At 37.2% G+C, this 26,460-nt stretch carries 25 protein-coding genes; 16 read left to right on the top strand and 9 right to left on the bottom strand.

The annotated features are described in order from the left end of the window. The first annotated feature begins 7 nt into the window (after positions 1-7). On the top strand, positions 8-502 hold the full coding sequence (locus M030_RS0115010) for a DNA-deoxyinosine glycosylase (protein WP_306302275.1): 495 nt from the start codon (positions 8-10) through the stop codon (positions 500-502). Positions 503-699: 197 nt separating this feature from the next. Here M030_RS0115010 and M030_RS0115005 read toward each other — a convergent pair whose 3' ends face one another. From M030_RS0115005 to M030_RS0114980, 6 genes are all read right to left on the bottom strand, one after another. Next, entirely contained in the window at positions 700-1,734 is a 1,035-nt protein-coding gene (locus tag M030_RS0115005) for a phosphotransferase enzyme family protein (RefSeq protein WP_027374245.1), read from the bottom strand. Continuing rightward, entirely contained in the window at positions 1,725-2,633 is a 909-nt protein-coding gene (locus tag M030_RS0115000) for a sugar phosphate nucleotidyltransferase (protein ID WP_027374244.1), read from the bottom strand. The genes M030_RS0115005 and M030_RS0115000 overlap by 10 nt, the downstream gene beginning before the upstream one ends. Continuing rightward, the gene (locus tag M030_RS0114995; protein WP_027374243.1) at positions 2,623-4,020 is read right to left on the bottom strand and encodes a Gfo/Idh/MocA family protein; all 1,398 of its coding nucleotides are present in this window, start codon (positions 4,018-4,020) and stop codon (positions 2,623-2,625) included. Before M030_RS0114995 ends, M030_RS0115000 begins: the two co-directional genes overlap by 11 nt. A 180-nt stretch (positions 4,021-4,200) precedes the next feature. Further along, positions 4,201-5,277 (bottom strand): serine hydrolase domain-containing protein, encoded by a 1,077-nt coding sequence (locus M030_RS0114990; protein ID WP_185097398.1) that lies wholly within the window; start codon positions 5,275-5,277, stop codon positions 4,201-4,203. A gap of 52 nt (positions 5,278-5,329) precedes the next feature. Continuing rightward, the gene (locus M030_RS24270; RefSeq protein WP_051585098.1) at positions 5,330-6,865 is read right to left on the bottom strand and encodes a hypothetical protein; all 1,536 of its coding nucleotides are present in this window, start codon (positions 6,863-6,865) and stop codon (positions 5,330-5,332) included. 55 nt (positions 6,866-6,920) lie between these two features. Further along, positions 6,921-7,613 (bottom strand): AIM24 family protein, encoded by a 693-nt coding sequence (locus tag M030_RS0114980; protein WP_027374241.1) that lies wholly within the window; start codon positions 7,611-7,613, stop codon positions 6,921-6,923. 261 nt (positions 7,614-7,874) lie between these two features. Here M030_RS0114980 and queA point away from each other — a divergent pair, with 261 nt between their 5' ends. The 6 genes from queA to M030_RS0114940 all read left to right on the top strand — a co-directional run bounded on the left by queA (position 7,875) and on the right by M030_RS0114940 (position 16,321). Continuing rightward, the gene (queA, locus tag M030_RS0114970; RefSeq protein ID WP_027374240.1) at positions 7,875-8,924 is read left to right on the top strand and encodes a tRNA preQ1(34) S-adenosylmethionine ribosyltransferase-isomerase QueA; all 1,050 of its coding nucleotides are present in this window, start codon (positions 7,875-7,877) and stop codon (positions 8,922-8,924) included. 71 nt (positions 8,925-8,995) lie between these two features. Beyond that, positions 8,996-10,030 carry a 23S rRNA (adenine(2503)-C(2))-methyltransferase RlmN gene (rlmN, locus tag M030_RS0114965; protein WP_027374239.1) on the top strand — a complete coding sequence of 345 codons (1,035 nt, stop codon included), beginning with the start codon at positions 8,996-8,998 and terminating at the stop codon, positions 10,028-10,030. Positions 10,031-10,107: 77 nt separating this feature from the next. Next, the gene (locus M030_RS0114960; protein ID WP_394363820.1) at positions 10,108-11,055 is read left to right on the top strand and encodes a sterol desaturase family protein; all 948 of its coding nucleotides are present in this window, start codon (positions 10,108-10,110) and stop codon (positions 11,053-11,055) included. 184 nt (positions 11,056-11,239) lie between these two features. Beyond that, positions 11,240-12,121 (top strand): hypothetical protein, encoded by an 882-nt coding sequence (locus M030_RS0114955; RefSeq protein WP_027374237.1) that lies wholly within the window; start codon positions 11,240-11,242, stop codon positions 12,119-12,121. A gap of 73 nt (positions 12,122-12,194) precedes the next feature. Further along, entirely contained in the window at positions 12,195-13,172 is a 978-nt protein-coding gene (locus M030_RS0114950) for a polyprenyl synthetase family protein (protein WP_027374236.1), read from the top strand. A gap of 716 nt (positions 13,173-13,888) precedes the next feature. After that, positions 13,889-16,321 carry a thiamine pyrophosphate-dependent enzyme gene (locus tag M030_RS0114940; RefSeq protein WP_027374235.1) on the top strand — a complete coding sequence of 811 codons (2,433 nt, stop codon included), beginning with the start codon at positions 13,889-13,891 and terminating at the stop codon, positions 16,319-16,321. An 83-nt stretch (positions 16,322-16,404) separates the two neighbouring features. On the opposite strand, the gene M030_RS0114935 is transcribed toward M030_RS0114940, so the two are convergent. Together M030_RS0114935 and M030_RS24265 are read right to left on the bottom strand one after the other, a co-directional pair. Then, positions 16,405-16,818, bottom strand: a complete 414-nt coding sequence (locus M030_RS0114935; protein WP_027374234.1) for a carboxymuconolactone decarboxylase family protein — start codon at positions 16,816-16,818, stop codon at positions 16,405-16,407. A 108-nt stretch (positions 16,819-16,926) separates the two neighbouring features. Then, positions 16,927-17,319, bottom strand: a complete 393-nt coding sequence (locus M030_RS24265) for a winged helix-turn-helix transcriptional regulator (RefSeq protein WP_034722724.1) — start codon at positions 17,317-17,319, stop codon at positions 16,927-16,929. Between the two features lie 164 nt (positions 17,320-17,483). Here M030_RS24265 and M030_RS0114925 point away from each other — a divergent pair, with 164 nt between their 5' ends. Continuing rightward, positions 17,484-18,545, top strand: a complete 1,062-nt coding sequence (locus M030_RS0114925; protein ID WP_027374233.1) for an NADH:flavin oxidoreductase — start codon at positions 17,484-17,486, stop codon at positions 18,543-18,545. Positions 18,546-18,930: 385 nt separating this feature from the next. Here M030_RS0114925 and M030_RS0114920 read toward each other — a convergent pair whose 3' ends face one another. Next, positions 18,931-20,133, bottom strand: a complete 1,203-nt coding sequence (locus M030_RS0114920; protein WP_027374232.1) for an aminopeptidase C — start codon at positions 20,131-20,133, stop codon at positions 18,931-18,933. 365 nt (positions 20,134-20,498) lie between these two features. On the opposite strand from M030_RS0114920, the gene M030_RS0114915 reads away from it, so the two are divergent. The 8 genes from M030_RS0114915 to M030_RS0114880 all read left to right on the top strand — a co-directional run bounded on the left by M030_RS0114915 (position 20,499) and on the right by M030_RS0114880 (position 26,444). After that, positions 20,499-21,002: a GbsR/MarR family transcriptional regulator gene (locus M030_RS0114915; protein ID WP_027374231.1), complete on the top strand. Its 504-nt coding sequence runs from the start codon at positions 20,499-20,501 to the stop codon at positions 21,000-21,002. Between the two features lie 70 nt (positions 21,003-21,072). Next, positions 21,073-21,417, top strand: a complete 345-nt coding sequence (locus M030_RS0114910; RefSeq protein WP_034722722.1) for a hypothetical protein — start codon at positions 21,073-21,075, stop codon at positions 21,415-21,417. A gap of 7 nt (positions 21,418-21,424) precedes the next feature. Beyond that, entirely contained in the window at positions 21,425-21,826 is a 402-nt protein-coding gene (locus tag M030_RS0114905; protein WP_034722721.1) for a hypothetical protein, read from the top strand. A 79-nt stretch (positions 21,827-21,905) separates the two neighbouring features. Continuing rightward, positions 21,906-22,736: a DCC1-like thiol-disulfide oxidoreductase family protein gene (locus tag M030_RS0114900; RefSeq protein WP_027374228.1), complete on the top strand. Its 831-nt coding sequence runs from the start codon at positions 21,906-21,908 to the stop codon at positions 22,734-22,736. Positions 22,737-22,738: 2 nt separating this feature from the next. Then, the gene (locus M030_RS0114895; RefSeq protein ID WP_027374227.1) at positions 22,739-23,221 is read left to right on the top strand and encodes an SRPBCC family protein; all 483 of its coding nucleotides are present in this window, start codon (positions 22,739-22,741) and stop codon (positions 23,219-23,221) included. Positions 23,222-23,278: 57 nt separating this feature from the next. Then, the gene (locus M030_RS0114890; RefSeq protein ID WP_027374226.1) at positions 23,279-23,983 is read left to right on the top strand and encodes a YqjF family protein; all 705 of its coding nucleotides are present in this window, start codon (positions 23,279-23,281) and stop codon (positions 23,981-23,983) included. Between the two features lie 71 nt (positions 23,984-24,054). Continuing rightward, on the top strand, positions 24,055-24,954 hold the full coding sequence (locus M030_RS0114885) for a TIGR01777 family oxidoreductase (RefSeq protein ID WP_081806343.1): 900 nt from the start codon (positions 24,055-24,057) through the stop codon (positions 24,952-24,954). Positions 24,955-25,004: 50 nt separating this feature from the next. Next, complete coding sequence (locus M030_RS0114880; protein ID WP_027374224.1) at positions 25,005-26,444, top strand: alpha-L-fucosidase; 1,440 nt, start codon at positions 25,005-25,007, stop codon at positions 26,442-26,444. Positions 26,445-26,460 lie beyond the last annotated feature (16 nt).

The raw sequence follows: 26,460 nt of genomic DNA, 5'->3' as shown, positions 1-26,460 counted from the left end.
ATATTTGATGATGCAAAACCGTATTTTTTCTTTTCCTCCCATTATTGATTCTCAGTCTGAAATATTGATCCTGGGCTCCATTCCTGGCGGTAAATCACTGGAAAAACAACAATATTATGCCCATCCTCAGAACAAATTCTGGCGGATTATCTTTGAATTGATGGAAGAAGAATTTACAGAAGACTATACTCAGAGAATTGAAACAATAAAGAAACATCACATCGCTCTTTGGGACGTTATCGATTCCTGTGAACGAAAAGGAAGCCTTGATTCGGAAATCAAAAATGAAGAAGCCAACCAGATTGCTGAATTGCTTGAAAAACATCCGAATATCAAAGCGCTGTTTTGTAATGGCGGGAAATCGTATAAAAATCTGATCAAACTGTTAGGAAAGAAAAATAACTTACCGGTTTTTTTACTGCCATCAACAAGCCCGGCATATACCATTCCGTTTGAAAAGAAACTTGAAGGCTGGGCAAAGATTCTTGATTTTCTGAAATGATAAACTCTTGGAGATTGAGCTGGTACTACAGAATTTTGTTTTTAATTTTCCAGAGAGTAATACTTATAATACATATTTCTTTTAAATACTTTAGTTCATTCCAGAGAAAATCTGAGATTTTCAAGAAACTTTAGTGCACTTTTTATGCGTAAACTTGTCACTTAAAATAACTTAAGTGTTCAAAAAACTTTTGTGATTTATTCAACCTCTAAATATTCCCTCAACCCTTTCAACAGTTCCAGTTGATTCCTGGTTCTATCCAGATTGTGCTCAGGATGTGTGATAGAGTAATAGGTGCTTCCGTTCAGATAATCGGTTAAAAAACGAACTTCCTGGATATAAATGGCAACCTGTGCCGCATAGTCCAGGTTTTCAGATTCTTTTGGAGTCAATTTATCTTTCAGATGGAATAAAAATCCTTCCTTTACGGCTTCATACATTTCAGGGTTGAAATTGTTTCTGGCACTTCCGTCATCTTCTTTGGTTTTATTGGTATAAGACTGGACCATGGTTCCAAAATCATATAAAATGGTAGAAATCATCATGGTGTCCAAATCAATCACAGCCAGAGGATTATGATGTTGATCAAAAAGGATATTGCTGATTTTTACATCTGCATGGATAATTCTTTTGGGCACCTGCTTACTTCTTTCCATTTCTGTCCATTGTTCAGGCAACGAAAGAAACTGGTTGGTCATTTCAATTTCAGCCTTTGCGTTTTCTTTTAAATGAGGAGCAGCATTTTTTAATGAATTTCTATAATCTGTAATCCTTTTTTCAAAATTGAGAAAATCAGGAAGCGGATCTTCAATATCAGGTAATTTTTCAGTATTTACGGTAGCAAGGAAATAGCTGAAAGTTTTAGCTGCTTCAAAAGCAGTTTGTAAGGATGGAGCAGTAAGAAAGGTAATACTGTTTTCAACATAACTTAACATACGCCATGGCTGACCGTTTGAATCTTTTACCAAAAGTTTACCGTCAAGAGAAGGAATAATCTCTATAATCTGAAATTGATAATTATTGGATTGGAGAAGTTCATTAATAAGTAAATGATTTTTCACAACAACCTGCGGCTGTTTGAAAACATTGTCATTGATCTTTTGCAGGATAAACTTTTCTCTCCGATCTCTGTCTTCCAAAAGGTAAGTTGTATTGATCAGTCCATCTGTAATAGGAGAAAGACTGTAATTTTCTGTATGGATAAATTGAGTGACAATATCTTTTATTTCCATAAATCTTCCGGATAGCTGTTTTTTTGAATCTCCGATTTCAGGAAATCCTTGATGTTCTTTTTATCATCTGCATAGGTAACTCCCATCCATGGAGAATTTGATGCTTTTACCAATACTTTTACCTGTTCATCGTCCATCATTGTCTGTACCGCAGAAGGAATATAAAACTCCTGTTTAGGCGCAGGATCAGATTCAATGAAATCATAGAAATACGCCTCCAGAGAACAGAAAATATGCGGATGGAAAATAAAGAAGTTCATCGATACCAGAGTGTCGGGGGATATCGGAATATTTTTTCCGTCTTCTGTATAAATGATAGAACCGTTTATTTTTTGAATCGAAGTCTGTTCCTCAACTTTGATCAGGTAGTTTTCAGGATCTAAAGTACAGATTCCCCTTGCCACTGTCCCATAGCTGCTCAGCGTACTTTCAACGGGGTAGGCTACCATACCAAACTGTGACTCGGAAATACGGTGATGGTCAATTTCGTCGGCAGCAAGAAGATAGGCTTCTTTACCATAAAAATCATCAGCATTAATCATGACAAAAGGTTCCTGTATTGCATATTTAGCACAAAGGACGGCATGTGCGGTTCCCCATGGTTTTTCACGTTCAGGATAATCAAAACCCTGTAACCGGATACTGTTGACTTCCTGATAAATCCAGTGAAGTTCAAAACCTTTTGCCTGGGATATAGCGTTCAGCCTTTCAATATAACTTTGAGGAATCAGTTTGTTGATGATAACAACAATCTTCTGGAATCCCGCTTCCAGAGCATCATAAACAGAATACTCCAAAATCGGGGATCCGTTGTCGAGTATTCCGTCTATTTGCTTTAATCCTTTATAACGGCTTCCTAATCCACCGGCTAATATAAGTAAGGTCTTTTTAGAACTCATCGGTCATACCAAATACAGGTTTGCGGGTTTTCCATTTTCCATTGGTAAAATCAGGAATATCAACAACCTGACCACCTTTAGCAATAGATTCTTCACTTAATGGGGTGATTGAATACCATAGAGCAAGGTCATATACATCCATCGGGAATTCTATGTTTCGTTTGATACATTCAATGAAAGTATTCATCACAAAGAAATCCATTCCTCCATGTCCTGCTCCTGCAGCTGTATTTTCGAATTTTTTCCACATGGGATGGTCGTGCTCTTTCATCCATTTTTCGGTATTGTCCCAACGATGGGTATGGTTCATTGTTTTTTCAAAATAAATATGCCCCTGGTTGAAATCTCCCCATCCGAAGTCCTGCCACAGCCCTTCTGTACCTTGTACTCTGAATCCTAAATCATAAGGTCTTTGTAAGCTGGTATCATGGGTAAGGAGAATGGTTTCTCCATTTTCACAGGCAATCTGGGTCGTAACAATATCTCCCTGATTGAATTTTACTTTGGCATTCGGGTGATTTTCTCCACCTTTAGCATGTTCAACAATATACTTATGGAGTCCTACAGACTTGGAAGAGAAGGATGAAAGTCTGGTCAGACGGTTTCCACGGTTGATGTCCATCATCATGGCTACCGGTCCTAATCCGTGGGTAGGATAAAGTTCTCCGTTGCGCTTTACATAATGTTCCGTTCTCCATTTAGCCTCGCTGAAGCCTTTCTCTCCAAATTCAGCTCCGGAATTGTAAGGGGTTACTCCGTCATTGAAAAGTACACCTCTTAAATCATGCTGATAACCACCTCTTCCATGTACCAGCTCGCCGAACATTCCTTTGCGAACCATATTCAGGATAGCCATGATATCTCTGCGGTAGCATACATTTTCCATCATGAAAATAGGAACCTTAGTTTCTTCATATACTTTTACAAACTCCCAGCAGTCCTGAAGTTTTATAGCTCCTGAGACTTCCATTCCCACAATTTTTTTAGCACGCATGGCTTCTACACCCTGAGGAAGGTGCCATTCCCATGGAGTAGCAATAACAACTGCGTCTATATTTTTTGACTTTAAAAGGTTTCTATAGTCGTATTCACCGTTTGAAAACTCCTGAGCAGCCGGTTTATTATTGTCTTTTAGTATTTTTTGTGAAGCTGAAAGCATTCTTTTATCCGGATCAGCAAAAGCTATAATCTCTACATCACTGCGTTTTGCAAGCAATTTTACATGTTCTTGTCCACGTAGTCCTACGCCGATAAAACCGACACGGACTTTCTTATCTGTTTTAAAATCATGGGAATAAGCAAATAAAGAATTGGGTAAAACCAGTGCCCCAAAGCTTGCCAGAGTTGCCGTTTTAATAAAGTCTCTGCGGGAAGTGCTCTTGTTCATCTATTTTTTTTTTAAATATATTAAAACTTTTTCAATGAACAGTGAATGTTTTTGAACAGAAATGCTTTGAGAAGTACCAAAGTAGAAATTTGTAGATTGTATGTGTGATGAAAGATTAGTTTTTGAGAGTGGGAGAGTGTGAAAGGGTTGAGAGGAGAATTGGAGAGTGTTGCTTACAACTTACTGTCCATAATAAGCATTGATTATCTTTTCTCTCATTTTATTCAGGTATTTGATATCTTTGGTATTGGAAAGGATAATTACCGTTAGGTTTTTATCTACCAAGTGTACCCAATTGGCACTATGGCCATAACCTTCCCCCTGACGTTCTGCAAACAAAGTATTAACCGACCGGAATTTTTTAGGATATACCCAAAAGCCCAATGCCGTATCTTCCAGTTTTTTATCTGCAGTAAGCATGGTTTCCAATGTCTTTTTATTGAATAGGTCAGCGTTAAATACTGCATGGTCAAAGGTGAGCAGATCCTTTGGAGTAGAATACATCGCCCCTGCTGAGTAGAAATTATCAATATAGGTATTTGTAGGCATATGAAGGACAAACGGATCGGATGGATTGTCTGCTGTATAGCCTTCGTCGATATTTCTGATAATATCATTATGATGAAGGAATCCTGTACTTTGCATGTACAGGGGGATGAGTATCTGCTCCTTTAACACCTCTTCAAAAGGTTGATGATATATTTTTTCGATGATCTTTCCCAGAAGGATAAAGTCACCGTTATTGTAACTGAACTTTGTTCCCGGCTTATCAATAAGTTTTTCAGAAAGATAAGTGGTGATAAAATCATCAAGGTTCCAGGTGGTATTATCATAGGCCTGATGGATAAGTTCCGGTGAGCTGATATCTTTATTATCCCTGCCACTGCTGTAGGTAAGCAGATTTCTTATGGTAACCTTTTTTGCTGCTTCTCCTTTATACTCGGGGTAATAGGTAGAAATCGGAGCATCGAGATTAATTTTCCCCTTTTCATAAAGTTGCATGATCAATGCAGCTGTAAAAGTTTTGGTAAGGGAGAAAATATGAAACAGGGTTTCATCTGAAAAGGGGATATTGTAATGCCTGTTGGATAATCCTGTATACCTGAGTAATTCGGTCTTTCCATTTTGAGCGACTAAGACAGCACCATTAAAATTATCTTTAATTATGCAGGAATCAATTGCTTGTTCAACGTTTTGTATCTGAGGATAGGCCAATTGAATGATGATCAACAGTAAACCTGAAAGTTTTCGTTTCATACCAGAAAAATATTAGGTAAATGTTTAAAATTAAGAATGTTTTATTCAAAAGTTACTGACCGATCCAGACTTTTCTTAATGCCACTTGCCTTTGATCCGGATGAGATAAAAGATCCACTTTTCCGGTGTTTTCGTCATAGGTAAACCCAACTTTTGACAGGTATTCTTTCAACGGTACGGGTTGAGTGCCTTCAATATAATCACGGAAAAAGCTACGTATTTCAGGGAATGTCATTTTGGTGATTTCATCAAACAGATCATCATCTTTAAAATACTTGCCTGCTCCATATTTTTTCATCAGCTGAAGCATCAGATCCTGAGTTCCCATTTTTCCTCCCGAAAGCTCTCTGAGTCTTATATCCAGACACATTCCCAGCAGTGGACCTTTTTGATAAAAGTTCATATACTGATCCTGCCTTTGCATCGCATTCTTACTGATCTCTGTAAAAGAAAGATGGTTATCAAACCCCTTCATGCCTTTGATCTTTTCTTCAAGGCTTTTTTCAAAATCCCCGAGACCGATCATTTTTTGTTTTACAGGCATATGGATGGTTGCATATTCTGTCATCCCCTCATACAACCAAAGGTGTTTAGACATGACAGGGTTCAGAAAGTCATAATGCTGAATTTCTTCCGAATGAATGTTCAATGGAGTGATAATATGAAAAAATTCGTGGGAAGCTACCCTTTGCAAGGCCATCGGAAGGAAATTCATATTTCCCGAACGATACAGGCAGACAGTAGATTGAGAATGCTCAAGCCCGTCTCCTAAAAACCCCTTTTCATTTGAGGATTCGTAATAGATCAGAAAAGCATATTTATCAACAGGCAATGAGCCTCCGAGATAAGCCTGTTGGTTTTTCAGAATATTTTCCAGTTCCTGTGCTATTTTTTGGGAATAATGCCTCTCCTTTTTGTTATAGAAAGATACAAGCACCTCCGTATGACCTATTTTTATCCAGGTAGTATCAGGAACGCAGTACATTACCGGAGAATCAACCAGCTGACGGTAATCCTTTGCCCGTACTATATCTGTATGTTTGTCTTTCTGCGTGTAATCCAGTGCAGAAGAAGCATAGAAGTCCCTATTTTTCTTAATATTGATCTGATAAGGAATATCTCTCATTTCCTCAAAATAACCCACCAGAGAATTGTAATTGATGACAAAAACACTGTCTTTTATGAATGTGCTGCCTGCAGATCTGGCTTCGTGGCTTTCTTTTTCTAAAGAATCCCATCCGTCAGACACCTTATAGGAAATGGTATTGACGTTTTTAAGATCATGAACCATCCAGCTATTTTGATCTAAACGCTCAGTCATGATTTTTTTTCCTTTTTTATCAGTGGCAACCAGATCGGAGACATATTGCCTGAAATTCATGGCCTGATAAAAGCCGGGAACGAGTTTGGGGATCACAAATTTTCCCTGTTGAAGATTATTTTTAGGCGGAGTAAATGAAACTTTGACTTCATCGTCAGGCAGATGAATGAGATCAATAGTGTAGTTGTAATTTGGGGATAAAGCCTGGGCAATAATTGTAGTAGGAAAAAGTACCCATACGAAAACTAACCTGATCAGTGTATTCATCTGCTTTTGTTTTAGTTAGTACGAAAATACAAAAATTGCCCGAGGGTAAGAAGCTTTATTTTTCCATAAAATATACTTCTTCATATGGCTGAATCAGAACCCATCCGTGTCCTGAAAATTTCATCTGAAATTCTTCACCGCTTCCTCTTCCGATAAGGCTTTTGAAAGAAACATTTGTTTTAAGCTCAGGACTCAGATTTCCGGACCATGCCACGGTAGCATTAGGATCAGTGAAAACAGGAGTATCAGGAGTGACAAGCAGCGTCAGAGGATCTCCATGCGTTGTAATGGCAATATGTCCGGTCCCGGAAAGTTTTACCTGGAAAAGACCGCCGGACATCATTCCCGCAATACTTTTAAGCATGGTAATATCACTTTTTACACTCTGTTCATGAGCCAGCACATCATTTCCGTTCACACACACCGATTCATTATTCAGATAGAGAATGCGGACTTTTTTTCCTGAATCAGCTACATACAATTTTCCGCTGCCTTCTGCTTTCATCAGTTTACTCCCTTCACCGCTGATGGCCTTCTTTAAAAGATTTCCGATGCCTCCGGACAGCATTCCCTGTCTTTCAAAATTGATATTTCCCACATAGCTTACCATGCTTCCTCTTTTAGTCCATACCGCCTGGTTATTCAGGTTGATTTCCAGAAGATGCTTGGTTTCCAGCTCAAAATAGTCTCTTTGCTGTGGATTCTCTTTTGTTTCGTTGATAAACGCTTCAATTGAATACTTGCTCATAATTATATAGATTGTTTTGTCTTTATGTTTTCCTTTGTCAAAGTATTGCATCTTCAGAATTCGAATTCTGCTCATCAATTTCAATACTTATTTTTTTCGGGACACCAAAATAAGCCTTTTTTTTGATTGAAACCACCGTGTAATCACGGTTTTAGATTTGGTTGTAAATAATACTTGACAAAGGGGTGTTGAATGTCGTATATTTGCACTCCGAAAATTACACTATGTAATTTCAATAATTTTTAAACCGTAATTTAAAAAATGAAAACATCAGATTTTAATTTTGATCTTCCTGCGGAATTATTAGCAGAACACCCATCAGAGCACAGAGACGAAGCCAGATTAATGGTTCTTGATAGAAAAACAGAAACTATCGAGCACAAATTATTCAAAGATGTAGTGGATTATTTTGATGAGAGTGATCTTTTCATCTTCAACAATACGAAGGTTTTCCCTGCCCGTCTTTACGGAAATAAAGAAAAAACCGGGGCTAAAATTGAAGTTTTCCTTTTAAGAGAGCTTGATAAAGAAACGCGTGTTTGGGATGTATTGGTTGATCCGGCAAGAAAAATCAGAATTGGTAACAAATTATTCTTTACTGAAGATGAATCGTTGGTAGCGGAAGTTATTGACAATACTACTTCAAGAGGAAGAACATTAAGATTCTTATTCGACGGTTCATACGAAGAATTCAGAACAAAATTGAAGGAATTGGGAGAAACTCCACTTCCGAAATATATCAAAAGAGCGGTAGAGCCGGAAGATGCAGAAAGATATCAGACGATTTATGCAAAAGTGGAAGGCGCAGTAGCTGCTCCTACAGCAGGTTTACACTTCTCTAAACACTTGATGAAAAAATTAGAGATCAAAGGAATCGATTTTGCTGAGGTGACTCTTCACGTAGGTTTAGGAACTTTCAACCCAATCGAGGTGGAAGATCTTTCTAAACACAAAATGGAATCTGAAGAAATCATCATCGATGAAAAAAATGCTGAGATCATCAACAAGGCAGTAGAAGCTCACAGAAGAGTTTGTGCTGTAGGTACTACTACCATGAGAGCATTGGAAACTTCTGTTTCTTCAAACAAAAAAATCTCTGCTTTCAACGGATGGACCAATAAATTCATTTATCCTCCTCACGATTTTGGTGTAGCCAACTCAATGATCACAAACTTCCACACGCCAAAATCAACATTATTGATGATGATTGCAGCCTTTGCAGGAAGAGATTTTGTAATGCATGCTTATGAAGAAGCCGTAAAAGAAAAATACAAATTCTATTCTTACGGTGACGCAATGTTAATTTTATAAAAAGATATTAGGTCAATAGGTTGCAGGTACTAGTTACCTGTGACCTGAAGCCTGAAATCTAAAACCTTACAATGAAAGATATCCGTATATTATCACTGGACCAGCTTAAAGACTACTTTGTATCTTTAGGAGAAAAGCCGTTTCGTGCGAAACAGGTCTATGACTGGCTATGGAGTAAAAACCTCCATTCGATTGATGAGATGACGAATCTTTCGAAATCTCTTCGTGAAAAGATTTCAGAAGAGTATACCATTAATCCTGTTTCCGTAGACCTGCTTCAAAAAAGCACCGACGGGACCATCAAAAACGGAGTGAAACTTCATGACGGATTATTGGTAGAATCTGTTCTTATCCCTACAGAAACAAGGACTACAGCTTGTGTTTCCTCACAGGTAGGCTGTTCTTTAAATTGCGAATTCTGCGCCACAGCAAGACTGAAAAGGATGAGAAACCTTGAAGTTGCTGAGATTGTAGATCAGGTCGCATTGATTGACAGCCAGAGTAAAATGTATTTCGACAGGCCGCTTTCCAATATCGTATTTATGGGAATGGGAGAGCCGATGATGAATTACAAAAACGTGGTGGAAGCCATCAGAAAGATTACCCAACCCGAAGGATTGGGAATGTCTCCAAGAAGAATTACCGTTTCAACATCCGGGATACCCAAAATGATGAAAATGCTTGCTGATGAAGAATTGCGAGTAAAACTGGCTTTGTCACTTCACTCCGCAATCGAATCAAAGCGTAATGAAATCATGCCGTTTTCCGATAAGTTTCCATTAACCGAAATTATGGAAGCTCTTCAATACTGGTATCAGAAAACCGGTTCGGTGATCACTTTCGAATACTGTGTATGGAAAGGGATCAATGACGGGGATGAAGATATCAAAGCTTTGATCAGATACTGTAAACAGGTGCCTTCTAAAGTGAACCTTATTCAATACAATCCTATTGGCGACGGAAAATATGACCAGTGTAACAAACAAGCGGAAGAAAACTATATCCGACAGCTTGAAAATGCAGGCATCACGGTAATGGTCAGAAGAAGTCGTGGTGGCGATATTGACGCTGCCTGTGGGCAATTGGCCAACAAGACAACTGATTAAAATTTCCTTAAAAAAAGCTTAAAATTCTCTTAAAGAATAAGTTAAAATCCTACCTTTGCATAAAATTATTTATGATGATGGATTTTCTTATGAGCGAGGACGGGTTAGAAACTGTGTATGCATGGGCTGTGCCTCTACATGCTACGGTTATTTTAGCTGAAATGATTTATAGCCATGTTTCCGAAGCTAAATTATACAGCGGTAAAGACCTTGCCACGAATATTTATCTGGCTTTGATGAATTTTGGCCTTGACCTTATCATGAAGGCCTTTGCAATGGGGGTAATGTTTTTCTTTTATCACCACAAGATCTTCTCCTGGGATTTAAGTATCTGGTATCTCTTAGCTTGTTTTATTATCACAGACTTTGCTTACTACGTATTGCATTATGTAGATCATCGTTCCAGGGCTTTCTGGGCAGTACACATTACGCATCACAGTTCAGAATTTTTTAACCTTACAACAGGTTTCAGAAGTCCTGTATTGCAACCGCTTTACAGATATTTATACTTTTCGCCGTTAGCTTTTTTAGGGTTTAATCCGTGGCATATCATGGTTGCGTACGCTATCGGACAGGTATATGGTACATGGGTACATACACAGACTGTGAAAAAAATGGGGTTTTTAGAGCATATTCTGGTAACTCCTTCCCACCACCGTGTACACCATGCATGTAATGTAAAATACCTGGATAAGAACATGGGAATGTGTCTGATTATATGGGATAAAATATTCGGAACTTTTGAAAAAGAAGATCCTAATGTCCCTGTTAAATATGGTATTTACCCTAAAATGCCGGATAACAGACCGGATACGGTGCTTTTTTATGAATGGAGGAAAATATGGAAAGACCTTAAGCAACCTGGCTTAAAATTTACAGACAGGATCAATTACATTTTCAATTCACCGGGCTGGAGACACGACGGAACAGGAAAAACTGTAAGACAATATCAAAGGGAATATTTTGCAAGGCAGGCCAAAAAGAAAGAACAGCAGGAGAACCAAAAAGATAAGAAAATTGCTTAATTTCAAAAATTACATTAATAAAAAACTATAGAGAAGACGGGCTTTTGTGGCCCGTTTTCTATGGATGAAAAAATAGTTTATGACAATGAAAATACATATAAAGGGAGGGGTTCATCGCTCTGTGCCTTCTCTGATCATTTGCACTGAATCGTCTTCGTATTTCATCTTAAAGCCTTATTTTTGCATGATGAAAAAAATTCTTCTGCTTCTCACTGTTATTACTTTTCAAACCTTATTTTCCCAACAGGCTGATTTCCTCAAAATAAAAAAATACAGAGTTGGCTCTTTAGATGATAAAATCCAGGAAACATCCGGGTTGAATATTTTGAATGGAAAGTTGTATACCTTTAATGACAGCGGAAACAATCCGGAATTGTTTGAAATTAGTAAAACCTCAGGCGAAATCCTGAAAACCTTACAGGTAAATGCCAAAAATACGGATTGGGAAGCCTTAACTAACGACGGGACGAATTTCTATATTGGCGATGTTGGAAATAATGACGGAAGCAGAAAGCATCTTAAGATTTTTAAAGTACCGTTTCAAAATGACAGTGTACAAAACAGTCATATCAAGGAAATACCATTCCATTACCCGGAGCAGACCGACTACATTTCTAATTATTATAAAACAGATTTTGACGCGGAAGCAATGATATATACCAATGCAAAAATTCATCTTTTTACCAAAGAATGGGCTTCAAAAGCCACGACTCATTATACCCTTGATCCTGATACCTATGAAAAGCAAGGAGCAGTAAAAGTAGAAAGCTACAAGACGAATTTTGTGGTAACAGACGCTGCCTACTTCGGGAAAAAGCTGTATCTGGTAGGATATACCAAAAAAACGGAAGTCTTTTTAGATATCTTTGAAGAAACAGAACCGGGAATCTTTTTTAAGGAAAATCCCAAACATTATTATTTGGGAAGTGCTCTGTCAATAGGACAAATTGAAGGGATTGCCGTAGATGATAGCGGAATTTATATATCAGGAGAAAAGTTCAGGTCTTCATTAGGAAGAACGAAACCTTATTTTTATTTTATCCCAAAAGAGAAACTCAAAGATTAATTTTCCTGTAAAATTGAACTAAAAAAATTATCTTTGTGAGAAGTAATAATTATTCATCCATCATTCGCAGATAGTGGCAAACATTGTAGAAGATATCAAGCAACCGATCAATGAGGAAATGAAACTTTTCGAGCAGAAGTTTTATGAATCAATGCAGAGTAAAGTCCCTTTATTAGATAAAGTAACCCGTTTTATTGTTACCACCAAAGGGAAACAAATGCGTCCTATGTTTGTATTTCTTTGTGCCAAACTGGTAGGAGAGGTGACCGAAAAAACATATCGTGGAGCTTCCATGATTGAATTGATTCACACGGCAACCCTTGTGCATGATGATGTCGTGGATGAGAGTTTTAAACGTCGTAACTTTTTCTCCATTAATGCTTTGTGGAAAAATAAGATTGCCGTTTTAGTAGGCGATTATCTTTTATCGAAATCAGTATTATTATCTACAGACCATAAAGATTACGACTTGCTTGGCGTTATTTCAAGAACCATCCGTGAAATGTCGGAAGGTGAACTCCTGCAGCTTGAAAAGGCCAGAAAACTGGATATTACGGAAGATGTGTATTACGAAATTATCCGTCAGAAAACAGCTACTTTAATTGCGGCATGTTGTGAAATAGGAGTACTGTCAAACAGTACAGATGAAGTGATGGCCAAGAAAATGCAGGATTTCGGAACCTATACCGGAATGGCATTCCAGATTAAAGACGATCTTTTTGATTATCTAAGCTCAAACGTTATCGGTAAACCGGTAGGTATCGATATTAAAGAGCAGAAAATGACATTGCCTTTAATTTATACTTTGAAAAATGCCGGTGAGAAAGACAGAAAGTATTATTTTGATACCATAAGGCGTTATAATACCAATCCGAAACGTGTAAAAGAGCTTATAGAGTTTGTTAAAGCCTCAGGCGGATTGGAGTACGCCATTACAGTCATGAAGGATTTCCAACAAAAAGCTAAGGATATTTTGAATGAATTTCCAGATTCCGAAGCAAGAAAATCCTTATACAACATGTTGGATTACGTTATTGAAAGAAAATTTTAAAATTAATATAAATAAAAAACGGAATGTACTCATTCCGTTTTTTTATGATCATATAATTGCCGGGTTGATTGAATAGTAAAATGCCTTACCAATGCGGATCTTACTCATTTGTAATTTTTTTATAATATTGAAATAAATTACCAATCTGATATAATAAAAACAAATATTTCATTAAAATGTGAGTTGTAATTCTATTTTACTTGCTTTTTTACTGAATATTTGATTTTTGTTTAACTAATTGAAAATTTTAGACTGTTTTTGATTTGATAAATAGGATGATTTTAATTAAATTATTTTCATGGTTACAATAATAACAGCTAGAATTATACAAAATAAAGCTGTTAAAAATAAATAATCCGCAATAGTCTCGTACGTGTATTCCCGCTTTTCATGACGGGTTCTGATAGCGAGAAAAGAAAAACAGCAGCTACAGGCGAAAAGTATGCAGGCAACCCCCGCAAATTCGTCCAGATACGTGCTCTCACTCATTTTAGCGATTTTCAGTGAGGTGATAATAATGAGCGAAAAACCTAAAAGATTACTGGATGCATTCAAAATGTGGGGTGACTTTTTTTCCATCTTTACATTTTTTTTCAAAATAAAGCACAATTTTTTTTATTATCAAATTTTTAAAAAAGATTATTAAAAATTAAAATTAATTTAAAAAGTGTATATTAGCAAAATACTTGAAGATTAAAAAACTTTTTTACTTAGCTATGCAAACAACCTATATTGAAACACAGCAAATATCCTTTCAAGATTTTAAAAATCAAATACTTGAAGACTACAGGTTAGGAAGGATCTCTCGTGAGATGTCTTATCTCGGAAGAAGAGAAGTACTCACAGGAAAAGCTAAATTCGGAATTTTTGGGGACGGTAAAGAACTTCCTCAACTGGCGATGGCGAAGGTTTTCAGAAATGGAGACTTCCGTTCTGGATATTACAGGGATCAGACATTTGCATTAGCCGTTGATGCATTAACTGTGGAAAGCTTTTTTGCACAGATGTATGCAGATACCAGTGTAGAAAGAGAGCCGGCTTCAGCGGGAAGACAGATGAACGGACACTTTGCAACAAGAAGTTTACATGAAGACGGAAGCTGGAAAGATCTTACCGCACAAAAAAATATTTCTTCAGATATTTCTCCGACTGCCGGGCAAATGCCAAGATTATTAGGACTGGCTCAGGCTTCTACAATATATAAAAGTGTAACATTTGAAGGTTCTGAAAAGTTTTCAAAAAATGGTAATGAAATTGCCTTTGGAACGATTGGAGATGCTTCCACGGCAGAAGGACACTTCTGGGAAACATTAAACGCAGCATGTGCACTTCAGGTTCCTATGATCGTATCTATCTGGGATGACGGGTACGGAATTTCAGTACCTACAAAAAATCAGAGAGCAAAAGCTGATATCAGTGAGATGTTGAGCGGCTTCCAAAGAAAAGAAGGACAAAATCAGGGATGTGAAATTATCCAGGTGAAAGCTTGGGATTATCCTGCTTTATTGGATGCTTATGCTAAGGCTGAACATTTTGCAAGAACCGAGAGCGTTCCGGTAGTTGTTCACGTTGTGGATGTTACTCAGCCTCAGGGACACTCTACTTCAGGGTCTCATGAAAGATATAAAAACGAAGAACGCCTTGCTTGGGAAGCTGAGTTTGACGGACTGGCAAAGTTTAAAGAATGGATTTTAAACTATTCGATCGAAATTGACGGAAAAGAAGAAGTCATTGCAACTTCCGAAGAGCTGGATGCAATTGATGAAGAAGCAAAAAAGAAAGCAAAAGCAGGACAAAAGACAGCTTGGGATAATTACCAGAAAGCAATCAGCGAATTAATTCAGTCTGTGTTGCCTTTAGTAGAAAATCTTAAAGGCCAGAATGCAGAGGTAGAAACGTATATTACCCAATTCAATAAATTGGTTTCTAAAGCCAAAAAAGATGTCTTCCATTTAGCAAGAAAAGCTTTATTGGCAACAAGAGGAACAAATTCTGCCGAAAGAAACCAATTGATGCAGAAATACAATGAAGTAGCTGAAATTGAAAAAGACAACTATTCTTCTCACCTGTATTCAGAATCCCAGTGGAAGGCTGAAAATATCAAAGAAATCAAACCTGTATATTCAGACAGTTCTGAAGATGTAGATGGTAGAGTAGTGATCAGAAATAATTTTGATAAAATTTTCTCAAAATATCCTGAAACGCTGATCTTTGGTGAAGATACCGGAAATATCGGTGATGTTAACCAGGGACTGGAAGGAATGCAGGAAAAATATGGTGCGTTGCGTATTGCTGATACAGGAATCCGTGAGGCTACTATCCTTGGACAGGGAATTGGTATGGCAATGAGAGGGCTGAGACCAATTGCTGAAATCCAGTACTTAGACTACGTTCTGTACTGTTTACAGGGAATGAGTGATGATCTTGCAACTGTTCAATACAGAACAAAAGGAGGTCAGAAAGCACCTCTGATCATCAGAACAAGAGGTCACAGATTAGAAGGAATCTGGCATTCAGGTTCTCCGATGGCGGGAATTCTGAACCTGTCAAAAGGTATTTTAGTATTGGTTCCAAGAAACCTGACAAAAGCAGCAGGTTTCTATAATACAATGCTTCAGGCAGATGAGCCGGCAATCATTGTAGAATGTCTGAACGGATACAGATTGAAAGAAAAGCAACCTGATAACTTAGGGGAATTTACTGTTCCGGTAGGTAAAATTGAAGTAACCAAAGAAGGTACAGACGTAACGTTGGTTACTTACGGATCTACATGGAGAATAGTAACCGAAGCTGCTAATGAATTGGAAAAACTAGGGATTTCTGCAGAAGTGATTGATATTCAGTCGCTAATTCCTTTCGATTTATCTCACGAAATTGCTGAAAGTGTTAAGAAAACAAACAGATTGGTAGTAATTGACGAAGATGTGGAAGGAGGAACAACAGGATTTATCTTACAGCAGATCTTAGAAAAGCAAAAAGCGTTCAGATACTTAGATTCAGATCCGTTGACGATTGCAGCGAACGATCACAGACCTGCCTATGCAAGTGATGGTGACTATTTCAGTAAACCGTCTTCAGATGATATGGTAGAAAAAATCTATGCAATGTTCAATGAAGCAAACCCTCAGAAATATCCTGCGATATTCTAATGGGGATTAAAGATAGAAGATGCGGGCTTTCAGATTTCTGAAAGCCCGCATCTTTTTTTCCGTATGCACTGAATGTTGCGGTATCAATCCTCTTCGGCGAGTGTAATCCGCAATTTATTCAAAGCATTCATCAGCGTTATGCTTGCTGTTAATTCTACCATCTCAGGTTCAGTAAAACGGTCTTTTAATTTTTCTTTGATGACAGCATAATCTTTATTGTCCAGAACAGCCTCTGCCCAGCCTAAAGCAAGCTTTTGCCGGTCATTGAAGACATTGGTGTATTTCCAGCCTGGAAGCCTGTTGATGATATCCTGTTCAATGCCAAAATTAGAAAGTTCTTTTGCATGATAGCTGCAACAATAAGCACAACCGTTGATCTGGGAGACCCGAAGTTCTACCAGGGCAATCAGTCTTTCATCAATCCCGGATTTTCGGATGCTGGTGTGGGCTTTGTACAGATAACCAATAGTTTCTTTAGCAATTTCTTTGTAATTCATAATGAAATTCTTTCCGCAAATTTGCATCAGAAACACTTCAGAACCTATAGACTTACATTTTGGTGATATACTTACCTTTTCGAAAGTGCCATCCAAAGTAAAAGGCTATCAAACATTGACAGCCTTTTTATTTTTCATCTCCTCATTCAAAAAAGTACAATCTTTATCGGTGTGCAATCCTTTCACCTGGTATTTGGCTTCCCATTCTTCCAGTAAATATAAAATAGGAAGTAGTGCCAATCCCTTTTCAGTAAGAGAATATTCCACGCGAGGCGGCAATTCTTTAAATTCTTCGCGGATCACAAGTCCGTCTGTTTCCATTTCTCTCAACTGATCAGTCAATACCTTTCTGGAAATGACATTAATGCGTACCGCAAGCTCTCCAAAGCGCAGTTTCCTGTCTTTAATCACTAAGACAATAATAGGTTTCCATTTGCTTCCCAGGGCAGCCATTGCTTTCCCTAAAGGACAGCTGTATTGCATTAATTCGTTCTTTTTCATACTCAGATATTTATAGTAAGGCCAAATCAAATCTGGATTTCAAGCGTTACCTGTATGTTACTAATGTAAGTTACTGCGAAGTTACCACTATTTTTTTAATAAAAGATACAAAAACAAACTATTATTAGTTACTTTGTGTAACAATTACAAAACAAATTTTAAAAATGAGCACATCTTCATTATTTAAACCGTTTCAATATAAAAATTTACAGCTTAAAAATAGAATCGTAATGGCTCCGATGACCAGAGCACAGTCTGACAATGGCGTTCCGACGCAAAGTATTGCAGACTATTACGGAAGAAGGGCTGCTTCAGAAGTAGGATTAATTTTATCCGAAGGTACCGTGATCAACAGACCGGGATCAAAAAATATGCAAAATATTCCTGATTTTTACGGTAAAGAAGCTTTGAGTGGCTGGAAAAACGTAATCGATACCGTTCATCAGAACGGAGGTAAAATGGGACCTCAGATTTGGCATGTTGGAGATACGAGAATGTCCGAAGATTATCCTCTGGTTGCAATGGAAAAAGCTTCTACAATGACGATAGAAGATATTCAGGATACTATTGCCCAATTTGCATCTTCTGCAAAAGCAGCAAAAGACCTTGGCTTTGATTGTCTTGAAATTCATGGGGCGCACGGTTATCTTATTGATCAGTTTTTTTGGGAGGTAACCAATACAAGAACTGATGAATATGGAGGAAAAACCTTAAAAGAAAGAAGCAGGTTTGCCGTGGAAGTCGTTAAAGCAATCAGGGCAGCAGTAGGAGACGATTTTACCATTATTATACGTCTTTCACAATGGAAACAGCAGGATTATAAGACTAAACTTGCCTTGACTCCGAATGAGATGGAAGACTGGTTACTACCTTTAAAAGAAGCGGGAGTAGACATTTTCCATTGCTCACAAAGACGTTTCTGGGAACCGGAATTTGAAGGTTCAGACTTAAACTTTGCAGGTTGGGCAAAAAAAATTACGGGACAGCCAACAATTACAGTAGGTTCTGTGGGATTGAACGGAGATTTTCTTAATGCTTTTGCAGGGCAGGGAACAGAAAAGACAGATCTTACGGAGCTGATCAGAAGGCTGGATCATGAAGAATTTGATCTTGTTGCCGTAGGGCGGGCTATTTTGCAGGATTATCAGTGGGTACAGAAGATCAAAGACGGAAATACCGAGGCTCTTCTGGACTTTTCAGCAGAAAGTATGGGCGTTTTATTTTAATGTAAGACCTTAGAGTCGCTGTATTTCTGGTATTTTTATTACAGCATAATTTTAGGTATCTGAGAGATCGGTGACTACTGGTCATTTACATTAATCATCATAATTCACTTTATTTTATATTTAATTTTCACCTATTTATTAAAGAATCGGCTTTCAGGATTTCCTGAAAGCCGGTTTTTTTAGCATTAAAAATCGGTAAGTAAGGAATTAAGTTCCTGTTCCTGGTTTTTCAGATTTTAAATAATAAAAATTTAAAAAAAGAAGTTCCACGTTGTCTTGTTATGGTACTGATAAAAAACAAGCCCGCTCCCGGAATTTCCGGGAGCGGGCTTCAACAGATTTAAATATCTAAAACTGCCATATTTACAATGACAGAAGTGATTCTTTATAAGCCTATGTTTTTAGTTGGTTTCAACTGTTTTAAAATATTCTTTGGAATCGCATTTTTGTGAACCAGAATAGCAGTTGATTTATATTCTACATAAGGTCTTGTTACATACAGGTAACCTGCAAAATCATTGGTTACTCCCCATGAATTCTTTACCATATAATATTCTTTACCGGTCTGGTCTTTTGCCAAACCAACGATGTGCATCCCGTGGTCATCCGTTGTAGAAAGATTGTTCAAAGCCTTCTGACGCATGTCTTCGGTAATGGTTTTATCCTTTTTAGGCTCCGTAAACAAAGTTTGCTTATTGTCTGCCGTAATTTGGTCAAGATCCATGTCCGGAACATAAGCTACTCCGTTTTTGTATGAGAAATATGGCTCGGAAACGTCCGTTGCCCAACCTACAGAGTATCCTTTAGTTACCGCATTGTCTACGATGGCCGTAAGATCTTTCATAGGAACATTCCAGTCTGAATCGTGGCTCCAGTTGTCAGGAATCGGAACTACAAATTTCTGATAATAAGGATAGTCTTTATACGAAGACAATTCTACATAATCATCAGCATTGATCCCAACTACTTCTTTTGCAAATGTTTTTGGCGTGTAATTTTTACCCTCATACGTAAAGTTGGCAGGTACTTTTCCTAAATATTCATCAAGAATAGCATCTACAGAATCCATCCAGTTGTCTGAAAGTTTTCCCTTCGAAGAAGCCTGAACAAGACTATCCAGCACAGGTTTTAATTTTCCCTGCATTTCTTTGAAATTGTTGGTCGTCTGACCGGCTTTTAGCCCGGTATAAACATCCTGGGGAACAGCTCCGTACTTTTTGTACATGTTGATTACATCGTGAAGTTCTCCTCCGTCACCCCAACTGATCGCTCCGTTATTTAAAACATATGACTTCGCTTTATCGTGGTAAGAATTTCTTGCCGTAAAAATTTCAGCAAGATCTACAGGCTTTTTGCCCATTCTCTGCATTTCAGACTCAAGGAAAGAATTTCCTGAATAACTCCAGCAGGTCCCTGATGAACCCTGATTCTTTACAGAAGTAGCGCCAACATCTTTGAGCGTTGTAAACTGAAAATTAGCATTTTGTGAGTGGTTGTTTTTTAACTTATTGATTAAGTCATCTTGGGCAAACATCATACTTCCTGCAGACAAAACAAAAAGTAATGATGCAATTTTCGCATTTTTCATTACTATAAAAAGATTATTTGTATTAATAGTCGGTAATAGTAGAGATTTGTTACAGAGGCAAAGGTTAAATTTAAAATGATTTTTTTTGCTAAAAAAGTGAATAAATAGCATAAGAAGAATAAATAAGCTGTTAAAATAATGAGTATTAGAAGCAAATATGAGTATGAAAATTCAATAATCCCCTCTTAAGTTAATTTTGGAGTTATTTCTCAGGAAAGGAATGTTTTGTTTTTATGTAGGACAGCCACTACAATAAAAAACAATTCACGAGGCGGCAGATCTTGTTTGAAAATTAATTTTCAATAATTATTGAAAATTCAAAAAATATAATTATATTTGTATTAGAAATTTAAAAACGAAATATAATGCAACTTTCAGAAGCTAAAGAAAAATACATTCAGACCTGGGGAACGTTTGCTACCAATTGGGGCATCAATCGTACAATGGCGCAGGTACATGCTTTGCTTTTGGCAAGTGAAAAACCGCTTTCTACGGATGAGGTCATGGAGCAGCTGGAAATTTCAAGAGGAAATGCCAATATGAATCTCCGGGCTTTGATCGACTGGGGAATCGTAAGAAAAGAATTTATCAAAGGAGACCGGAAAGAATATTTCGTGGCGGAAAAAGATGTCTGGTATCTTTTTAAACAAATCACCAAGGAACGCAGAAAAAGAGAAATAGAACCCGTTATTACCTTTTTAGAAGAATTAAAAAATATTGAAGACAAAGACTCTGAGGGAGCAAAAGAATTCATCAAGTTAATGGAAGATTTTAGCTCGGTAACCGGGAAGATCAATAATATTATGGATCTGGCGATTAAAAGTGACGATCATTGGCTGGTGGGGAAAATTACCAACTTGTTGAAATAGAAAGAGGATGAAAATCCTTTTTTATTTCAATTTAATTTTCAAAAATTATTGAAAATATAATATTTATAAAATGTTTAATATTGTTTCATATCTGCTTTTTCTTTTGATCAGCTCATACATCACAATTGATGTGGGAAGGAGATGTTATCATGCCGGAAAAACCTATCTGAAATATTTGCTTCACGATGAAAGCCTTTGTCTTACAATCAACAGGATACTTTTAGGATGCTACTATCTGTTCAACTTGGGGTATATCGCTGCTAGTCTTAGTGTATGGGATAAAATCAATACCATAGAAGAAGCCATTACAACACTGGCAATCCGCATCGGAAGTATTGTGATGATCATTTGTACACTCCACTATGTAAATATTTTTACCCTCTATTTTTTGAGAAAGAAATTAACCTTAAAATAATACTACGATGACAACTACAGTTTTAGCAACAACGTACAATTTCTCAGCGTACATGATCTATCTGCCCATTGTGATCATCCTGACGATCATAGTTTCTCAGTTTTTGTTTAAAAATTCAAAAGCATTTATGATTGATATCTTTCATCAGAAACAAGACATTGCCATGGCAACCAATTCTCTGTTCAAAATCGGATTTTATCTGTTAAACATTGGCTTTGCTCTATGTATAATTGAATTTTTTCAGATTGAAACTACAGAAAGGCTGGTGGTTGCTTTAAGCAAAAAGATTGGTGGATTTTCTATTTATCTCGGCCTGATGATGCTTTTGAATCTGCTGCTGTTTTTGAAAGGCCGTAAACATGCGTTAAACAAAGACATAAAAATCAAATATGAAAACTTTGATATTTAAGATCTGGATGTATTTCACTTTCCGGGCACAAAACAAGAGAACAAGAGGAGATTTTCTTAATCTTTAAAATAAAAATACAATGAAAACGCTCAATAACCATACATTAATCTACGACAATGAATGTCCGATGTGTAACCTGTATTCCAAAGGCTTTACCCAGTACGGAATGCTTGCTGAAAAGGGCAGGGAAGCTTTTACAGAAATATCGGTCGGAAATAAAAATCTCATAGACTTTGACCGCGCCAAAAATGAAATTGCCCTGATCGATCATGATCACAATAAAGTCGTATACGGATTAGACAGCCTTCTGCTGATCATTGGGAATTCATTCCCCACATTGGCAAAAATAGCCCGGGTGCCACCTTTGTACTGGTTTTTCAAAAGATTATATTCTTTTGTTTCCTACAACCGAAAGCAGATTATTCCTTCTCCCAAAGAATATACTGAAGAATCTTGCATTCCTGATTTTAATCTGAAATACAGAATAGCTTATATTGCCTTTGTCGTTTTTTTCTCGGCATATATTTTAAGCATATTCTCTGTAAAATTAGGACTGGGCTTGGAACAGAATTTTGGAAGAGAGCTATCCGTTTGTCTTGGCCAGATCCTTTGGCAGACCCTTTTCCTGAAAACTTATCTGAAAGAGAAACTCTGGGATTATCTGGGAAATATGATGACGGTTTCTTTACTCGGAACATTTCTGCTGATTCCTGCTTTACTCACCGGTTTTTCTCCTGTATTCTATTCGATGTACTTCGGAATTGTAGTTTTTGTGATGTTCTTGGAACATATCAGAAGAGGTAAGATTTTAAAATTAAATTACCTTCCTACCATTTCATGGATTTTATTCAGACTTACAGCGCTCGTGGTAATGATTATAATGGTAATAAGTAACATAAAACTGAGTTAAACATGTCAAGAATCTATTTAGAAACCCTCATTCATGCTGATGTGGAAACTGTTTTTGATTTGGCAAGAAGCATTGATCTGCACCAGAAATCCACCTCCGGAACTCATGAAAAAGCAATTGCAGGCCGTACTTCCGGGTTCATTGAAAAAGGGGAGACGGTAACCTGGAGGGCAAAGCATTTAGGAATATATCAAAACCTTACAACCCAAATCATCAGTATGGAAAAACCCTCCCGCTTTACCGATGTAATGCAGAAAGGAGCTTTTAAATCCCTTCACCACCAGCATATTTTTAAAGTAATAAAAGATAAAACTTTAATGATCGACATTTTTGAATTTGAATCTCCGCTTGGAATAATAGGAAAACTATTCAATACCTTTTTCCTTACCCGATATCTTAAAAGATTTCTTGTCGAGAGAAACGAGGTAATAAAAATCACAGCAGAAAAAATAACGAACCATCAAGTGTCGACTAAGCTGGGATAAAGTGAATGTTATGAAAATTTTTAAAAAATACCATCAAAACATACAAAAAACACCGTTATGAATTTTTTAAAAGCCGAATGGCGAAAATTAGCTATCATAAATTACGAAATTGATCCGCACATTGTAATGAAATATTTGCCCGCAGGGACAGAATTAGATTTCTATAAAGGAAAATGCTATGTCAGTCTGGTTGGGTTTATGTTTCTAAACACTAGATTGCTAGGTCTTCCCATTCCTTTTCACCGGAATTTTGAAGAAGTAAATCTGAGGTTTTACGTAAAGAAAAAAGAAAATGGAGTATGGAAAAGAGGTGTCGTTTTTATTAAAGAAATAGTTCCTAAGCCGGCTTTAAGCTTTGTAGCCAATTCAGTATACAAAGAAAATTATCATACCATGCCTATGAAAAATAGAATTCACGAAAAAGGTGATGAATTACTGATTCAATACTCCTGGAAAGATAAAAGCTGGCATTCAATTGAAATTGTAGCAGAAAATAAGGCACAACAGATGGAAATCGATTCCGAATTTGAATTTATTACAGAACATTATTGGGGCTTTACCAAAAAAGAAAACTCAACTTCTCAATATGAAGTCTGTCATCCGCAATGGAGCTGCTATCCCGTTAAAGAGCATCGGCTGGATATCGATTTTGGAAAAATTTACGGCCGGGATTTTGAGACCCTTAACCAACGGCAACCCATTTCAGTAATGTTGGCAGAAGGTTCTGAAATTGCAGTTCGAACAAAAAAATATATAAGTTGAATAATGCTGTTGGTAATAGTATTTGATATAAAACATTCCTAATTGTACAACAAACTTTAAATACTCAGATAATGAAAATAATCATAGCCGGAGGTACCGGATTTCTAGGTGAAAATTTAGAAAAATATTTTACAGAAAAAGGAAACCGGGTCTATATCCTTACCCGAAAACCTCGTCGTGAAAACGAAATCTATTGGAATGCAAAAACAGTAGGGAAATGGCAAAATATCTTAGAAAATGCTGATGTATTGATTAATCTTACAGGGAAATCTGTGGATTGCAGGTATAATGAAAAAAATAAGCAGGAAATTTACTCCTCAAGAATTGAAAGTACAAAAGTATTACAGGAAGCCATCGATAGCTGTTCCCAAAAACCTAAAATTTGGATGAATGCCAGTTCTGCTACCATCTATATACATTCAGAAAAGCATTTGAATACCGAGGAAAACGGGATGATAGGAGATGATTTTTCGATGAATATCTGTAAAAGCTGGGAGAAAGAATTTTTTACAACTAAAAATGAAGAAGTACGAAAAGTAGCCCTCAGAACTTCCATTGTTTTAGGAAATAATGGAGGTGCTTTTCCAAAATTAAAGATGATTACCAAATTAGGATTAGGTGGAAAACAGGGAAGCGGAAATCAAATGGTAAGCTGGATTCATATTGATGATTTTTGCAGGGCAGTAGAATGGGTGATCAGTCATCAGGATCTTACAGGGGCAATAAATGTTACCGCTCCGGATCCCATATCCAATGAAGCTATGATGAGGAAACTAAGAAAACAGGTTAATGCGCCAATAGCACTGAATACTCCTGTCTGGCAGCTGGAAATAGCATCCGTCTTGATGGGTACAGAAACTGAATTATTATTAAAAAGCCGCAATGTATTTCCCGGGAAATTGCTTGAAAGCGGATTTCAATTTTCGTATGAAACCTTCGATATAGCAGTTCTTAAACTGTTCACAAGCTAAGATTGGTCAATTGAATAAGGATAATTAAATTAGTGGAAAATTATTCCACCATGCCTCTAAGACAAAAAGCCCAAACTATAATATTTTCCATTTGCATCAGTTCCGGACTGTTTGCACAAGCTCACAATGTTTCTGAAGGCTATGTGAAACCTACAGATCCGATGGTTATTCAGAATTTGGAGCAATGGCAGGATTTGAAATTTGGTTTATTTATGCATTGGGGAACCTATAGTCAGTGGGGCGTTGTTGAAAGCTGGAGCTTATGCCCAGAAGATGAATCCTGGACGCAGAGAAAACCTGAACATGGGAAATCATACAATGAATATGTGAAAAATTATGAAAACCTTAGGACAACCTTTAATCCCATAAAGTTTGATCCTGAAAAATGGGCAAAAGCAACAAAAAATGCAGGAATGAAATATGTTGTCTTTACCACAAAACATCATGATGGATTTGCGATGTTTGATACCCGGCAATCAGACTATAAAATTACTTCACCCCAAACACCTTTTTCAAAAAATCCGAAAGCAGACGTTACCAAAGAGATTTTCAATACATTCAGGAAGGACGGTTTTAAAATCGGAGCATACTTTTCTAAACCCGATTGGCATTCCGATGATTATTGGTGGTCATATTTTCCTCCCAAAGACAGAAATGTCAATTATGATCCCAAGAAATATCCTGAAAAATGGGCCAATTTCAAGCAGTTTACTTTCAATCAGCTCAATGAAATAACCTCCGGTTATGGGAAAATAGATATCCTATGGCTGGATGGAGGCTGGGTACGGCCCTTTTACACAATTGATCCTAAAATAGAATGGCAACGAGCAATACAGCTGGAGCAGGATATTGATATGGATAAAGTGGGAACGATGGTTCGGAACAACCAGCCGGGGATTATCGTAGTAGACCGTACCGTTTCCGGAAAGTGGGAAAATTACGTTACCCCCGAACAGGCAATTCCCGAACAGGCTATGTCAATACCCTGGGAAAGCTGTATGACCATGGGAGATTCTTTTTCCTATGTTCCCAACGATCATTATAAATCATCCCAGAAAATTATTGAAACATTGGTTAAAATTATTTCGAAAGGAGGAAATTACCTGATGAATATTGCACCCGGCCCGAATGGTGATTATGATGCCACAGTGTATGAAAGATTAGAAGAAATTGCAGGCTGGATGAAAAATAACGAGTCAGCGGTTTTCTCAACAAGAGCTGTACAGCCATACCATGATGGTGATTTTTATTATACCCGGTCTAAAGATGGAAATATCATCAACGTATTTCACCTTAATGAGCAATCGGACTACACGGCTCCCGGGACATTGACCTTTAAAGTACCTGAATCCTTTCATCCTCAATCAGTGACCGTTCTGGGACTTCCGTCAAAAGTTCAGTGGAGCAGGAATGGAAATACCATCAAAATCAGGCTTCCCAAAGAAAGATCAAAACTAAAGTATGCACTCGCCGTCCAGATAAAAAAATAAAATATACAAAAAAGAG

Source organism: Chryseobacterium sp. UNC8MFCol (assembly GCF_000482305.1).
Lineage (GTDB): Bacteria > Bacteroidota > Bacteroidia > Flavobacteriales > Weeksellaceae > Chryseobacterium > Chryseobacterium indologenes.
This window is presented reverse-complemented; position numbering and strand designations above follow the sequence as displayed.

Excerpts from the sequence above, each read along its gene's own strand:
- M030_RS0115010 (WP_306302275.1), top strand. The coding sequence starts at position 8 with ATGATGCAAAACCGTATTTTTTCTTTTCCTCCCATTATTGATTCTCAG.
- M030_RS0115005 (WP_027374245.1), bottom strand. The coding sequence starts at position 1,734 with ATGGAAATAAAAGATATTGTCACTCAATTTATCCATACAGAAAATTAC.
- M030_RS0115000 (WP_027374244.1), bottom strand. The coding sequence starts at position 2,633 with ATGAGTTCTAAAAAGACCTTACTTATATTAGCCGGTGGATTAGGAAGC.
- M030_RS0114995 (WP_027374243.1), bottom strand. The coding sequence starts at position 4,020 with ATGAACAAGAGCACTTCCCGCAGAGACTTTATTAAAACGGCAACTCTG.
- M030_RS0114990 (WP_185097398.1), bottom strand. The coding sequence starts at position 5,277 with ATGAAACGAAAACTTTCAGGTTTACTGTTGATCATCATTCAATTGGCC.
- M030_RS24270 (WP_051585098.1), bottom strand. The coding sequence starts at position 6,865 with ATGAATACACTGATCAGGTTAGTTTTCGTATGGGTACTTTTTCCTACT.
- M030_RS0114980 (WP_027374241.1), bottom strand. The coding sequence starts at position 7,613 with ATGAGCAAGTATTCAATTGAAGCGTTTATCAACGAAACAAAAGAGAAT.
- queA (WP_027374240.1), top strand. The coding sequence starts at position 7,875 with ATGAAAACATCAGATTTTAATTTTGATCTTCCTGCGGAATTATTAGCA.
- rlmN (WP_027374239.1), top strand. The coding sequence starts at position 8,996 with ATGAAAGATATCCGTATATTATCACTGGACCAGCTTAAAGACTACTTT.
- M030_RS0114960 (WP_394363820.1), top strand. The coding sequence starts at position 10,108 with ATGGATTTTCTTATGAGCGAGGACGGGTTAGAAACTGTGTATGCATGG.
- M030_RS0114955 (WP_027374237.1), top strand. The coding sequence starts at position 11,240 with ATGATGAAAAAAATTCTTCTGCTTCTCACTGTTATTACTTTTCAAACC.
- M030_RS0114940 (WP_027374235.1), top strand. The coding sequence starts at position 13,889 with ATGCAAACAACCTATATTGAAACACAGCAAATATCCTTTCAAGATTTT.
- M030_RS0114935 (WP_027374234.1), bottom strand. The coding sequence starts at position 16,818 with ATGAATTACAAAGAAATTGCTAAAGAAACTATTGGTTATCTGTACAAA.
- M030_RS24265 (WP_034722724.1), bottom strand. The coding sequence starts at position 17,319 with ATGAAAAAGAACGAATTAATGCAATACAGCTGTCCTTTAGGGAAAGCA.
- M030_RS0114925 (WP_027374233.1), top strand. The coding sequence starts at position 17,484 with ATGAGCACATCTTCATTATTTAAACCGTTTCAATATAAAAATTTACAG.
- M030_RS0114920 (WP_027374232.1), bottom strand. The coding sequence starts at position 20,133 with ATGAAAAATGCGAAAATTGCATCATTACTTTTTGTTTTGTCTGCAGGA.
- M030_RS0114915 (WP_027374231.1), top strand. The coding sequence starts at position 20,499 with ATGCAACTTTCAGAAGCTAAAGAAAAATACATTCAGACCTGGGGAACG.
- M030_RS0114910 (WP_034722722.1), top strand. The coding sequence starts at position 21,073 with ATGTTTAATATTGTTTCATATCTGCTTTTTCTTTTGATCAGCTCATAC.
- M030_RS0114905 (WP_034722721.1), top strand. The coding sequence starts at position 21,425 with ATGACAACTACAGTTTTAGCAACAACGTACAATTTCTCAGCGTACATG.
- M030_RS0114900 (WP_027374228.1), top strand. The coding sequence starts at position 21,906 with ATGAAAACGCTCAATAACCATACATTAATCTACGACAATGAATGTCCG.
- M030_RS0114895 (WP_027374227.1), top strand. The coding sequence starts at position 22,739 with ATGTCAAGAATCTATTTAGAAACCCTCATTCATGCTGATGTGGAAACT.
- M030_RS0114890 (WP_027374226.1), top strand. The coding sequence starts at position 23,279 with ATGAATTTTTTAAAAGCCGAATGGCGAAAATTAGCTATCATAAATTAC.
- M030_RS0114885 (WP_081806343.1), top strand. The coding sequence starts at position 24,055 with ATGAAAATAATCATAGCCGGAGGTACCGGATTTCTAGGTGAAAATTTA.
- M030_RS0114880 (WP_027374224.1), top strand. The coding sequence starts at position 25,005 with ATGCCTCTAAGACAAAAAGCCCAAACTATAATATTTTCCATTTGCATC.